This is a genomic window from Corynebacterium sp. LaCa_282, from assembly GCF_057198125.1.
Genome location: NZ_CP191095.1, coordinates 1,053,487 through 1,066,691, shown reverse-complemented (window position 1 = coordinate 1,066,691; position 13,205 = coordinate 1,053,487). Strand labels below are relative to the sequence as shown.

Below are 13,205 nucleotides of genomic sequence, written 5' to 3'. Positions count from 1 at the left end.
CTAGAAAGGTTGTCCCACGGTGCCAGATAATAAAAAGCGCGGAGAAGACGCGCTGCACAAGCTCGATCGTGAGCTAAAGTCCCGTGACCGCAAGCAAAAGACTCGTCCTTTTGGTGTCGCCGCAGCCTCGCTCGTCGTCATCCTTGGCATCGCCGGAGGAATCTACTTCCTGTCCACCCGCGATGGCTCTGAGGGCGACATCCAGGCAGAAGATACCTCTGAGGCACAGACCACGCAGGAAGCCCCCAAGGCAGAGCCTTTGAGCGGCAAGCGCGCGGAAGCCCTGCCAGCCACCGTCCAGTGCAACTACGAGGACAATGGCCAGGATGGCCACGGCGCGAAGAAGCCCGACGGCAAGGATATTTCCACCGAGGGCACCGTCACCGTCTCCTTCGATACCACCCAGGGACCGATTGAGATGGACCTGGACCGCGCCGCTGCGCCGTGCACCACCCACGCCATCTCGGAACTGGCTGAATCCGGCTTCTACGATGACACCGTCTGCCACCGCATGACCTCTGGCGTGTTGAACGTGCTCCAGTGCGGCGACCCCACCGGTTCCGGTTCCGGCGGCCCAGGCTTCAAGTTTGCCGATGAATACCCCGCCGATGAAACCGATGCCAAGGACGCACAGAACCCCGTTGTCTACCCACGCGGTTCCGTCGCTATGGCCAATAGCGGCCCGGATACCAACGGTTCCCAGTTCTTCCTTAACTACGATGACTCGGAGCTTGCCCCTAACTACACCTACTTCGGCACCATCTCCGAAGAAGGCCTGAAGACCCTAGACAAGATTGCTGAGGCCGGCGTAGACACCGGCGAGCAGGGCGGTCACCCAGGCCAAGAAGACGGCAAGCCTGCTGAAGAGGTAAAGATTAAAAAGGCTACGGTAAAGGCTTAGTCTGTGGCATCGGCGCTTGCCGATGCCCCCCCCTACTGCCTCCCGCCTCCTTCACTTACTAACCCCATTTAGGGGTTAGTGGGAACTCCCCAGCGTCGTGCACGGATCATTTCAGTGCTCAACGTTGGGGATTTTTCAGGCCCATTTCTCCGCTCAATATAACCCTCTACCTGCGCTTAAGGATCTAATATCTCCCCTAGCCATTCACACCATCAACATTAAGCGTCAACTACCACACAGCCCGATACGTTTTGACAATCTTTTTTAATAAAAGTTTGCACGATCTGTTGCAGACCGTAATACGGCTGTCTAATATCTAAGGAGTCTTTGAACACCACAAGCTCGTTAGGAAGCAAGATATGAAGCTTATCTCCCGCAAGGCTCTCGTCGCCGGCGCAACCGCCCTGTCCGTCACCTTCGCTGGCACCGCAGTGGCCACCGCCGCTGAGGAGCCCACCACCCTGTCCTCCAAGACGGATGCACCAGCAAAGCCGTACGCAAACGACAAGGGTTCTAACAACGCTGATGATGGTGCTAAGGAGAAGCCTCAGACTGAAAAGACCTCTCAGGAGAAGGCTGAAGAAGTCCAGGCATGGATCGGCGTCTTCACCGCTGCAGTCGGCGCATTGGGTACTCTCTTCGCTTTCGCTAACAAGTACCTCAACATCGACGACTTCATGAAGAACTTCAAGCTTCCTTTCTAAGCTTTCACGCTTCTTAAGCGCTTTTAACCGCTGTGCCCTAAATCTGGGTACAGCGGTTTCGCATATTGATGGGCCTTCGCACCGGTTCTGAGTCCCCTTGCTCAGCCCCCTTTAAGATTCCTTTGCCCGCTTAATGTAGCCAGAGCCAACGAGGTCATTGAAGATCTCGGGGTCGATTTCTTGGCCATTCTTAATTACGGAGATGTGGCCGGTGGGCTCTAAGACCATGACCTGGACGTCTTCCATGCGGCCGAGGCCAGACTTGCGCACTGCGGAATATACGTCCGAGCGAGTGATGTGGGAAACGGTGAGATTATCGTCAATCATCTCGCCCTGAAAGACGATGAGAACCGGACGCCGATCCAAAAATCGCGTCCACTTCACCACTTTGCGGATGGTACCGAACGCGGCTTCCAGGGCCATGAGCGTTGTCAGGCCAATAACACCCGCCGCCAATGTGGGCGGAACGCCGATGATCACGCGGCCTGCGACGGCGCCGAACATAATGATGATGATCGCGTCAGAGGCCGTCATGGAGGTCAATACGCGGGAACCAAAGAGCTTTACCAAGACCATGAAGGCAAGGTAGATGCCTAAGGTAGACAACATGACCACTGGGACTCGATGCAGCTCGATTCCTAGTTGAAAAGTAGCCTCGCGTAAAAACCGTTCAAAGATATCCACGGCTTTTGAGATTACTAGGCTAAAAGACACAGCACAGAAAAATAAGCGCTTTTCCCCCTGTAAGCGAGGAAAAGCGCTTTTAGTGTATCCGCAGGATTTGGATTCCTATTTAGATGTGAAAGGTCTTGCGCAGGTCATCAAAGATGACCCGCAGTGGTGCTGGGAGCACCTGAGGGTTCAGACCAATAAAGGCGATACCTGCCGCTAGCGCCGCAACGATGGTAAGGGCTGCGCCACCAAAGGAGGAGCCTTGCGGAAGCTTAGGAGAATCCTCCCCATCGGAACCATTTCCTTGGGAACCGTCCTCGTGGGAACCAGACTCGTCTCCGCCAGCTTCGCCCACTTCCACGGGCAGGATGGCTTGAGTGCCGGCGTCGGTGGTGATTTTCAGGTTCTGGGAGCCGGTCAGGCCGTCTGGAACGGTCAGTTTTACCTGCGCACGGCCACGCTCGCCAAATTGGTCATCGCCTTCCTGCTTGGAATTATCGATATCGGCGGTTGCTTCCTCATCTCCTAGCTTCACCGTGACGGTCTTGGCCATGGGCTCGCCCTCGCTGGTGTAGTTCAAGCTGGACAGATCGACGGTGATTTCTTTGCCAGGGACAATTTCACCATCGATGTGGGCGCCAATTTGGCCCTGTCCCTTGCGGACTTCGGACTCGCCGGACGCGATGTAATCGATCATGGCTTGGGCGTCCATGTATCCCACATCGTTCTTGTCCTTGATGGAGCCTGCCTCAAAATAGCCATCGCCGCCTTTTTCGCTGTCGCTGGACGCGAGGAAGGAAGAAAGCGCGATGGAATAGTCTTTGTTCGGGTCAAGGGGCTCGCCGTTGATGGTGACGGACTTGACGCGCTCACCCTGGGCTGCCTTGTAGTCATAGACCACCTGCACGTTATTGGACAGGCCCATGGCTAGACGCGGTCGGCTGCTGCCCTCTTGCCACTGGTTTTCTAAAGCGGTGATGAAGTCCTTGCCGGAGACCTTCGCGGTAATAACGGAGTTACCAAACGGCTGAACCTCAAAAATGTCCTTGTAGGTTACGTCGCCACCCTGCAAATCGGCGCGCACGCCGCCGGCGTTCATGACGCCGAGGTCAATGTCCTCGCCCACCTGCTTGCTCATGGCATAACGTTGCCCGTCAGCAATGAAGTTATTCAGAGTGGACTCGACGCCGCGATTAGAGCCTGGCTTTTGCCCCTCATCGGAGCCGCGGAATAAGTCGGTTTCGATTGTGCCAGCGGTCTTCGAGCCTTCTACCTCGGCCTCATCCTGTGCCTTCTTAACGATGCCCGCAATCTCAGCATCCGGCTCTACCTGCGCGGCATCAGTCGCATCGTACTGCTTGAGCTCAATCTTCTTTACCTTGCCCGCGGCCTTGTCGTAGGTAATATCGGCATCGTTAAGCAGCTTGCCATACTCGTAGCCTTGCGCCCACTGCAGTGGCAGCGCGCCGTCGCGCTCTTGCGTTCCCTGGGTGGTCTGGTGGGTATCGCCACCAAAGAGAATATCGACGTCCTTATTAAAGCCCTGTGCGTATTCCTCCGCGTCTTCGTGGAAGAGCGAGACCACGACATCCGCCTCGCCGCTTTCCTTCAAGCGGGTGGCCTCCTTATTCGTTGCCTCAACAGGATCGGTGAAGGTAACGCCCGGAATCTTCGCCGCAGATACCTTGAACTTGGTGTTTTGGGTAACGGTGCCGACATAACCGACCTTCACGCCATCGATTTCTTCCACATGAGAGGCATCCAAGAGCGGCTTGCCGTCTTTTAATACATTGGCGCCGAGGATGGGATAGTCAGAAGCTGGCTCGATACGGTCCGTTAGGTCCTCGGTGCCCTTGTCGAATTCGTGGTTGCCCACTGCGGTAACCTTCATACCCATGGCATTGAGCGCCTCCAGGGTGTACTTGTCATCCGAGATGGCCGAGACGAATGCAGAACCGCCCACGTTATCGCCCGAAGAGGTGAGGTTGAACTCTTGGCCCTCGTTGACCTGCTTGATAAGCGATTGCAGGCGGGCCACGCCAATCTCATCGCCAGCCTTAGCGGGATCGCTCAACCCATCTTCCAAGTGACCGTGCAGGTCAGTGATATTAGTAACCGAGATGGTGGTCGTATCCTCCTGCGCTAGGGCGTGTGTGCCAGAAAGCGCGACGGCGGTAACGGTGGTAGCGGCCACCAACTGGCCGATGCGGCGGAAGTGCATAATTACTCCTGTGTCGTAGAAAGCATTCAGATAATGTATACCGCTTTCTTAACCAACTCGCAGGAAGCACAACCACCGTGAACTGGGCTTTTACCTTTCCTCCGCCAAGAGTTCACGCAATCGTCACGTGCGCGTAGTCCGCGCGTTGCTCTATCAAGCAACCGCACAGGGAGGTAGCCGCGCGGGAAGGGGGTCAGGCGGTCACGCGGTAGACGTCAAAGACGCCTTCGGTATTGCGCAACGTCGTCATCAAGGAACCCAGCTGTTTGGTATCCGATACAGAGAAGGTAAACCGCATCGTGGCAATTTGGTCCTCGCCGCGGTTCGAATTCATCGTCAACACATTGATGTTCTGATCGCTTAATACCCGCGTTAGCTCAGACAGCAGGCCCTGGCGGTCCAACGCCTCAAGCTGCAGCGTGGCGGAAAAGGCGCCGGTAGAAGAGGTGCCAGAGGACCACTCCACCTTCAGCATGCGCTCCGGCTCAGATTTGAGCTTTTCCGCGTTGGCGCAGTCCGCGCGGTGTACGGATACTCCCCCGCCACGGGTGACAAAGCCAAAAATGGCGTCCCCAGGCACCGGCTGGCAGCACTTCGCAAGCTTAGCCATGACATCGGGGCTTCCCTCCACCAAGATGCCGGTGCCGGAGGCGGAGTCCTTAGTATGCTGCGCGCGGGACTGCTCGAGCTCCGAGAGTGGGGTGCGGGAAGCAAGGGCATCTACGGCATCATCGCGGTCGCCGAACATGGCCACCAATTGGTTGGCCACGTGCTGTGCGGAGACGTGGCCTGCGCCGATGGCCGTGTACAGGGCATCGACATCGGAATAGTGCAGCTGTTCTGCGACCTGCTTCATGGAGCTGGCGGTAAACAGGCGGTGCATCGGCAAGCCGCCGCGCTGCACCTCAGAGGCCAAGGCATCGCGCCCGGCTTCGAGGTGCTCCTCGCGCCTTTCCTTGGCAAACCACTGGCGCACCTTCGCCTTGGCCCGCGGCGAGACCAAGAATTCCTGCCAATCGCGCGATGGGCCGGCGTTGGGATCCTTGGAAGTAAAGATTTCTACCTTGTCGCCGGATTTCAGCGGCGATTCTAGCGCCACCAATTTGCCGTTAACCTTGGCGCCAATGCAGCGGTGGCCAACCTCCGTATGCACGGCGTAGGCAAAATCCACCGGGGTGGAACCCGCCGGCAAATCCACCACATCGCCCTTTGGGGTAAAGGCGAAGATCTGGCGCGCCGTCAGGTCATAGCGCAATGAATCGAGGAACTCATTGGGGTCTGCCGCTTCCTTCTGCCAATCCAGCAGCTGACGCATCCAAGCCATCTGGTCCACCTCTTCTTGGTGCCCAGAATTCTTGCCCTTCGTTTCCTTATAGCGCCAGTGCGCGGCGACGCCGAATTCGGCGTTGTAGTGCATCTCGTGCGTGCGGACCTGTACCTCCAGTGTTGCTCCGCCGTCTGCTAGCACCGTGGTGTGCAGAGACTGGTAGACGCCGAAGCGCGGGGAGGAAATATAATCCTTAAAACGCCCAGGCAAGGCCTGGTAAATGGAGTGCACGACGCCAATGGCGGCGTAACAGCTATTGATGTCATCCACCAGTACGCGGATGCCCACAAGGTCAAAGATCTCCGCGAACTCGCGGCCGCGCACGACCATCTTTTGATAGATGGACCAGTAGTGCTTCGGCCGGCCCATCACCTCAGCCTCGATGCCGTTTTCCTTTAAGGCGGCACCTACTTGGTTGATGATTTCCTTCAAGGCGCGATCGCGCGAGGGCGCGCGCTCTGCCACCATGCGCACGATTTCGTCGTACTTTTTGGGATAGAGGATGGCAAAAGACAGATCCTCTAACTCCCATTTCACGCTGGCCATGCCCAACCGGTGGGCCAAGGGGGCGATGACCTCTAGTGTTTGGCGCGCCTTCTTTGCTTGCTTTTCCGGCGGCAAAAAGCGCATGGTGCGCATATTGTGCAGACGGTCGCTGACCTTGATGACAAGCACGCGCGGATCGTTGGCCATGGCGACGATCATCTTCCGGATGGTCTCGGCTTCCGCCGCAGCCCCCAGGGCCACCTTGTCCAGCTTGGTCACGCCATCAACAAGCCGGGCCACTTCGGGCCCGAAGTCGCGGGTCAGATCCTCCAGCGTGTAATCGGTATCCTCCACCGTATCGTGCAGGAGCGCTGCAACGATGGTGGTGGTATCCATGCCGATTTCCGCGGCGATCGTAGCCACGGCTAGCGGGTGGGTAATATACGGCTCGCCCGACTTACGGAATACTCCCTCATGCAGCCTTTCTGCGGTGTTATAGGCAGCGTTGAGTAATTCCGCATCCGCTTTGGGGTGGAATTTCCGGTGAATGGACATGAGGGGATCGAGCACCGGGTTAATCTTGACCCGCCCGCCGGTCAGTGACCGGGCAAGGCGGGCAGACATGCTCCGCATCCCGTTATTAGCCTGGCGTTTTGCTGACTTATCAGTGGCCATCTCTACCGCCCTTCACAATGCCACAGCCTATAGTGCTAGCTGCGGCGCCTTTCCAGATCGTGTGATCTAGCTTAGACGCACCATCTTAGTCAGCGTCATCCAGCACAATGAGCGGCGGGCCCGATAAGCGCTCCCGGCCGTTCAGGCCCTTTACCTCTAGCACCACGACGTTGCCCGCAACCTCGGCGCCGGCGGACTCAAGCAGCAGCTTGGCGCCGTGGAGGGTGCCACCGGTGGCCAGGACGTCATCGACAAGCACCACGCGCTTGCCCTTCACATCAACGCCGCTGGCGGGGATCTCCAACGCGGCCGAGCCGTACTCCAGCTCGTATTCTTCGGTATAAACCGGCGGCGGAAGCTTGCCCTTTTTACGAATGGCCAAAATGCCCAAGCCCAACTTGTATGCCACGGCTGAGCCCAGCAGGAATCCGCGGGCATCCAGGCCGCCGATAAGATCCGCGCCCAACTCCTCGCAGGCGGCCGCTAGGCCATCAACGACGGCCTGAAATGCCTCAGGATCGGCCAATACCGGGGTGAGATCTTCAAAGAGGATTCCTTCCTCTGGAAAATCCTGAACGAGGCGCACCTTGTCGTGCAAAGCTTGTGCTGCTGATTCGTACTGGGAACTCATCATCTTCCTTGAGAAATAAATAGCGAGAAATAATTTGAGAGGAAAAAGGGGCTAAGCCTTTTCCACAGGTTCTTGTGCCGACACGTGCCAACGGTCCATGTTCCAGCCGATGCCCGAGATGCCAGTGTACGGCAGGACACCCTCCACGTCGCGGTGAACGATGAACACGCGCGGCTGCGCAGCAACAGGAATGGAGGGAACGCTGTCCCACAGCTGCTCTTCCTGTTCCTTGAGCTGCACGGAGTTTTTGATGCTGGAATCTGCCGCAGAGTACTCGGTCAGCGGGTCGACCGGGCCCAAGAAGGCATCAATGGTGGGCTCACCTGTTTCCGGATTGGGGTTGAGATAAAACTGCGATAGCTGTTCGTCCGCAGCGTCCTCAATGGTAATGCCCGCCGGTTCGCACGAGGCGCGCAGCGCCTCGACCATCGCCTGGTAGCGCTTATCCGGGCCAACGTAGCCCACCTTGATGGTGGTGCCGTTCAACTGGCCGGCCGCAGCCATGTCCGTTCCTTCGTGGTCCTTCGCCACCGATCCAAGCGTTTGGGCCACCGGATCCTGTACGGACACGGTGCGGACATACGCCGGCGGGACGTCGACGCCAGATATTTCGGAGCTCTTGTGTGCCATCGAGGCTTGGTCCACGCAGGCAGCAAATGCCTTCCTTGCAGAAGGCTCTGCGAAGATCCCGGCCTGTGACAGCGTCAGCGTATCGGTTTGCAGGCCCACCTTGGTGGTCGTCTCAAACTCGTTATTGCCTGCGCCCGCGGAGTCCTCCCCAGCGGAGTCGTGGTCTGGATCTTTGCCTTCCGCGGATTCTGCGTCCTCACCCGCGTTCCCGGACAGCCAGTCGGGCGCCGCGGTGGCGGAGTCTGCCACCTTGAGTACGCCCTTATCCGCAAGCTCCTGCGCGTCGGCGCTACTCGGCCACACGACGAGCCTGTCCAAGGCAGGCTTATCGCCGCGATACTGCTCATTGGCCTTTAAGAAAACCTCGCCAGAATCGCCGACCTTTTCTGCCGTGAAGGGGCCGTAAGACACTTGCAGCTCGGGATCAAAATCATCCTTGGCAGTGGAAAACCCATAACGCCACAACTCAGCCACTGGCTGCAGCGCCGCCATGTCTTCTGCATGCAGGGCCGCGTTGAGATCCTCCATGCTCATGTCCGTCTTCTGTGCAAGCGCGTGCGCAGGCATGACCGTGCCAGGGCCAAACATCTGGCGCCAGCGGTGGCCCTGGTCTTTATAGAAGGTCAGAGTAAAGGCTTTGCTGTGCGGTGCGCACTCGATGTCCGCGATGTCATTCATCAACGGCATATGCGAGGCAAACTCCACCGGGTGCGTACCGGCCGTATAGGCAAGCAGGTAATCATCGCAGGTGACGGGGGCGCCGTCGGAGAATGTGGCGTCATCGGCAAGCGTCAAACGCACGCTTTCCTGGTCGCTATCTGCTGCGGGCGGAAGCTTTTCGGTCTCGACCAAATCCGCGTTGGGAATGAGCTGTCCGGAGGGACCTGGCACGAAAAGGCCGGGATAAAGGCGCGTCGAAAGCTGCGCCGCGGAGGTGGTGCTGCCGAAGGCGGTACCGGCATTCGTCGTTGCCAGCTGGGAGTTGACCATATAACCGGTGTAGTTATAGGACTCCGGATCGCTGGGCGCTGCCTGGTCACCGCTATCGGATTCCTCGCTGCTGCACGAGGCCGCTACCAGCGCGAGGGCGGAAAACCCCGCCGCAATAGCCGTAATTTTGGGACGGCTACCCCACCACCGTGTGGTGCCTAGTCTGCGTTCCACGGTACGCACAACCCCCTTTTCTCCTTCAAAGACCGAGCCTTACCCCGTCTGATTATGACGTGTTTCAGAGCACTTAGCGGCCTGGGCGCCAGGTAGCACCGGTATGACCGGAGGCGCTGCTGCCGTGATCAGATTGCTCTTCTGCTACTTCCTTGTGCGTCTTGGCGCCCGCATCAGAAGGCGTTACCACCTTGCGCTTCGCAGAACCCTCTTGCGCCGGTTCACCATCCTCAGTCTTGCCCGCGCGGTAATCCATGACGCGCTGGGTGTGCTGCTTGACGCGCTTGGTCCAATTAGCAAACGTCACCACCAACGGGGTGGCCAAGAAGATCGAAGAGAAAATGCCCTCGATAACGCCGATGAGCTGGATCAGCGCCAGATCGCGCAGCGTACCGATGCCCATGAGCCATACAGCGATGACGAACAGGGCGATAATAGGCAGCGCGGAAATGATGGACGTAGAAATAGAGCGCATGACCGTCTGGTTAATCGCCAGATTGGCAAGCTCCCCATAGGTCTTTGATCGTTGGCCTTCCAAACCCGCAGTATTCTCATTGACCTTGTCAAAGACGATGACGGAGTCATAGATAGAGAAGGTCAAGACGGTGAGCAAACCGATGATGACGGCGGGAGAAACTTCAAACCCAAAGAGGGCGTAGATGCCGGCGATGACGATGCCATCGATAATAAGCGCCGAGATGGCCGCAAACGCCATGATCTTTTGCAAGCGCACCGCCACATAGATGGTCGCTGCAACAAGGAATACGACCATGGCCAGAATCATGCGCTGGGTAATGGAAGAACCCCAGGACTCGGACACGGTGGAGGAACCAATGGCGTCCGGGGTGGCCTCCCCGTTTTCATCCTTCGGCTGGAATTCCTCGTAGATTGCGGAGCGGGCGCTGTCTACCTCTTCTTGGCTCAATCGCTCAGAGGTGATTTCGAGCGTCTCAGAATCGCCGGCGCCGACGATGCGCACCTGCTCGGGTTCAACGCCGGTGGAGTCCTCAAAGACGGTAGCTACCTCGTCCTCTTTCAAGTCCCCAGCGGGCATGGACAAGGTGGTACCTCCCTCAAAATCGAGGGAGAGCGTGAACCCGCGAATCAAAATGGCGGCGATGGCGCCGACGAGGAGCGCGGCGGTAATCGCGTACCACCGTTTGGTGTGGCCAATGAAGTCATAGCCACGCTCGTCTTCATAGAGACGATCCAAACGCGAAATCTTGTGTTTAGTAGATACGGCCATGATTATTTCTCCTCATCTTCCGCAGCTGCTGAGCGCGCAGAGCTCTCAGACGAATCGGCGCCAACGGATGCCGAATTTTCAGTGGCGCGCTCCTGCTGCGCAGTGGCGGCCGCGCGGGATTCTCCGTAGTAGCCGCGCTCGCGCCGCTCTTCAATCAGCGCGTAAATTCCGCCCAAACCGTTCATCGATGGTTTGGCTGCCGCTGGGCGGCGGCCGATGATCTGCATCAACGGCGCCATGACCAAGAAGGACACGACGAGGTCGAAGATCGTGGTCAAGCCCAAGGTGAACGCGAAGCCCTTCACCTCACCGATGGCGAGGAAGTAGACAATGACAGAACCAATCAACGTCACCGCGTTACCGGTCACGATGGTGCTACGCGAACGCTCCCACGCCTTCTGCGTTGCTGACCTGAAGGTTCTACCCTCTAGGAGCTCATCCTTGATGCGTTCGTAGTAGACCACGAACGAGTCCGCGGTCGCACCGACACCGATGACTAGACCGGCGACACCGGACAGGTCGAGCGAGTACCCGATCCAACGCCCCAGCAGGACGATGGCGCCGTAGGTCAGCAGGCCGGAGCCAAGCAAGAAGATGACGGACACACCGCTGAGCGCGCGGAAGTAGTACAGCGAGTACAGGATGACCAAAATCAAACCTGCCAAGCCTGCCCACAGGCCGGCCTCGAGCGCTGCCTTACCCAGTGTCGGCGGAATGGACTCTACCGTGCCGCCGGGCTCGCCGTTTTCGCCGGCAAAGGACAGCGGCAGTGCACCATAACGCAGGTTATTGGCCAGGTTATTGGCTTCTTCCTGGCTAAAGTCACCGTTAATGGAGGTAGCAGAGCCGTACGGGGTAGCGCCCTGGATAACCGGCGCCGAAATGACGGCCGAGTCAAGGGTGATGGCAATCTGGTCGTTCAGATGCTCCCGCGTGAGGTCAGCCCAGGTCTGGGAACCGTTCGGGCCATTGCCGGTCTTGAAGGAGAAGCTAATCTCCATCTGGCCGGACTGCGGGTTCAGGCCGCCATTAATCGGGGAATTGGTATCAATCTCATTACCCGTCAGGCGGGTGCCGTCTTCATCCTCAACGCCGTTGAGCAACGGCGCTGGCTCCAAGACATAGGGGGTGCCGCTGTCGTAATCACAGGTCACAAAAGGCTTGGACGGATCGTCCGCACCAGCCAGTGGGTCGGCGGAGCCTTGGCAGGTTAAAAGCGACGAGGCCGCTGCCTGCGTTGTCGGATCGTCCGATTGGCGGTCCTTCAACAACATCTCAGTGACTTCGTCGCGGCGCTCGGTCTGCTCAATGGAGTTTGAAGGCTCGTCCAAGGGCTTGGCGGAGACCTTCGGCGCCTTGACGTCCTTCGGCTCCTTGCCTTCCGCCTGCGCTTCTTGCTGGGCCACGGCGTTGGTGACGTCTTCCAGCTTCTTATTCGCCTCGTCCTTGTCTAGGACGCCGTATTTGACCCACCGGTTAGCCATATCCTCCAGCTCTTTGTCGAGCTTGTCCAGATCCGGCGCGGAGGGTTGTGCCACTGGGCGGAAGTACAGCTGGGAGGTCTGCCCCACCGCCTGGGCTTGGGACGCATCCTCGCCCGGCACGGTGATGACGAGGGTATTGCCGTTAATGACAACCTCGGAACCTGAAACACCCATACCGTTGACGCGCTGTTCCAAAATATTGCGCGCCTGCCGTAGCTGATCCTGGGTGGGGTCTTCACCTTGTGGTGCCAAGGTAACGCGAGTGCCGCCCTGCAGGTCAATGCCTAGCTTCGGGGCGGCTTGGCGATTTCCGGTAAAAAAGACCAGCGCATAGATAACAACCACGATAAGCCCAAAGAGCGCGAGGGCGCGCTTGGGCCATTGGCGGTTGCTATTTTTCATAGCGCCTCTAGATGATGCGGACAACGATATTCTCCTGTGCACTGCAAACCAGGGTGATTAAACAATAAATACGGCCCGCCCGATTCGGCGCGGGCACGTTAACAACGCACAATCGTACGTCATGGAACAACATTTTCCTTAACGGGGTCCGCGATTTAGCGAAAATGTGTCAGGTTCTACGTTTCTCATAAGCCGAGTGCAGGTTCAGAGAACCCCCAGCTTATGCACAGAATACGCCCGCGGCCTACTCGGAAAAGGGCGCGGGCGGTAACAAGGACTTAACGGCTAGAGGGCTGCTCGCCTTCCCCGCCGTTGAATCCATCATCATTATTGTTTTCAGCGTTGTCTGCGCCACCGCGGTCAAGCTTCTGGGCCTCGCTTTCGGTGCGCACCACCGCCATCTTGTCAAAGGTGAGGGTAACGCCCGGGGAAACCTCGAGGTCCACGCTGGTATCCGTGGTTCCGCGCACCACGCCGTGGACACCGCCGGCGGTGACGATGCGATCCCCATTCTGCAGGGAGTTTTGCAGCGATTGCATATCGTTCTGGCGCTGGCGTTGCTTACGCATCGCCATAAAAGAAGGAATGATGAACAAAATGACAATGATGATGAGAAAGATGATTTCCATAACTTTCCAGTATGCCAGACCGTTTCGTTCACA

The 13,205-nt window shown here is 58.0% G+C and carries 10 protein-coding genes; 2 read left to right on the top strand and 8 right to left on the bottom strand.

Features of this window, described 5'->3' with window-relative positions; all coding sequences use genetic code 11:
• Window positions 1-19: 19 nt before the first annotated feature.
• Both ACP8KU_RS04990 and ACP8KU_RS04985 read left to right on the top strand, forming a co-directional pair.
• A complete protein-coding gene (locus ACP8KU_RS04990) occupies window positions 20-901 on the top strand; it encodes a peptidylprolyl isomerase (RefSeq protein WP_484484092.1) in 882 nt (293 codons plus the stop codon).
• Window positions 902-1,260: 359 nt separating this feature from the next.
• The gene (locus ACP8KU_RS04985; RefSeq protein WP_484484091.1) at window positions 1,261-1,605 is read left to right on the top strand and encodes a hypothetical protein; all 345 of its coding nucleotides are present in this window, start codon (window positions 1,261-1,263) and stop codon (window positions 1,603-1,605) included.
• 111 nt (window positions 1,606-1,716) lie between these two features.
• Here the strand turns inward: ACP8KU_RS04985 and ACP8KU_RS04980 are convergent, their stop codons facing one another.
• The 8 genes from ACP8KU_RS04980 to yajC form a co-directional block, all read right to left on the bottom strand.
• Window positions 1,717-2,289: a DUF421 domain-containing protein gene (locus ACP8KU_RS04980; protein ID WP_414017566.1), complete on the bottom strand. Its 573-nt coding sequence runs from the start codon at window positions 2,287-2,289 to the stop codon at window positions 1,717-1,719.
• Between the two features lie 109 nt (window positions 2,290-2,398).
• Window positions 2,399-4,498, bottom strand: coding sequence for a bifunctional metallophosphatase/5'-nucleotidase (locus tag ACP8KU_RS04975; protein WP_484484090.1), 2,100 nt, complete (start codon window positions 4,496-4,498; stop codon window positions 2,399-2,401).
• A gap of 193 nt (window positions 4,499-4,691) precedes the next feature.
• Window positions 4,692-6,986 (bottom strand): RelA/SpoT family protein, encoded by a 2,295-nt coding sequence (locus ACP8KU_RS04970; protein WP_034658193.1) that lies wholly within the window; start codon window positions 6,984-6,986, stop codon window positions 4,692-4,694.
• An 85-nt stretch (window positions 6,987-7,071) separates the two neighbouring features.
• Window positions 7,072-7,617 (bottom strand): adenine phosphoribosyltransferase, encoded by a 546-nt coding sequence (locus ACP8KU_RS04965; protein ID WP_023017406.1) that lies wholly within the window; start codon window positions 7,615-7,617, stop codon window positions 7,072-7,074.
• Window positions 7,618-7,668: 51 nt separating this feature from the next.
• Window positions 7,669-9,420, bottom strand: a complete 1,752-nt coding sequence (locus tag ACP8KU_RS04960) for an ABC transporter substrate-binding protein (protein ID WP_484484089.1) — start codon at window positions 9,418-9,420, stop codon at window positions 7,669-7,671.
• A gap of 64 nt (window positions 9,421-9,484) precedes the next feature.
• On the bottom strand, window positions 9,485-10,657 hold the full coding sequence (secF, locus tag ACP8KU_RS04955) for a protein translocase subunit SecF (protein ID WP_484484088.1): 1,173 nt from the start codon (window positions 10,655-10,657) through the stop codon (window positions 9,485-9,487).
• Window positions 10,658-10,659: 2 nt separating this feature from the next.
• A complete protein-coding gene (gene secD, locus ACP8KU_RS04950; RefSeq protein WP_484484087.1) occupies window positions 10,660-12,543 on the bottom strand; it encodes a protein translocase subunit SecD in 1,884 nt (627 codons plus the stop codon).
• A gap of 278 nt (window positions 12,544-12,821) precedes the next feature.
• Window positions 12,822-13,172 (bottom strand): preprotein translocase subunit YajC, encoded by a 351-nt coding sequence (yajC, locus tag ACP8KU_RS04945; RefSeq protein WP_005278996.1) that lies wholly within the window; start codon window positions 13,170-13,172, stop codon window positions 12,822-12,824.
• Window positions 13,173-13,205: the final 33 nt, after the last annotated feature.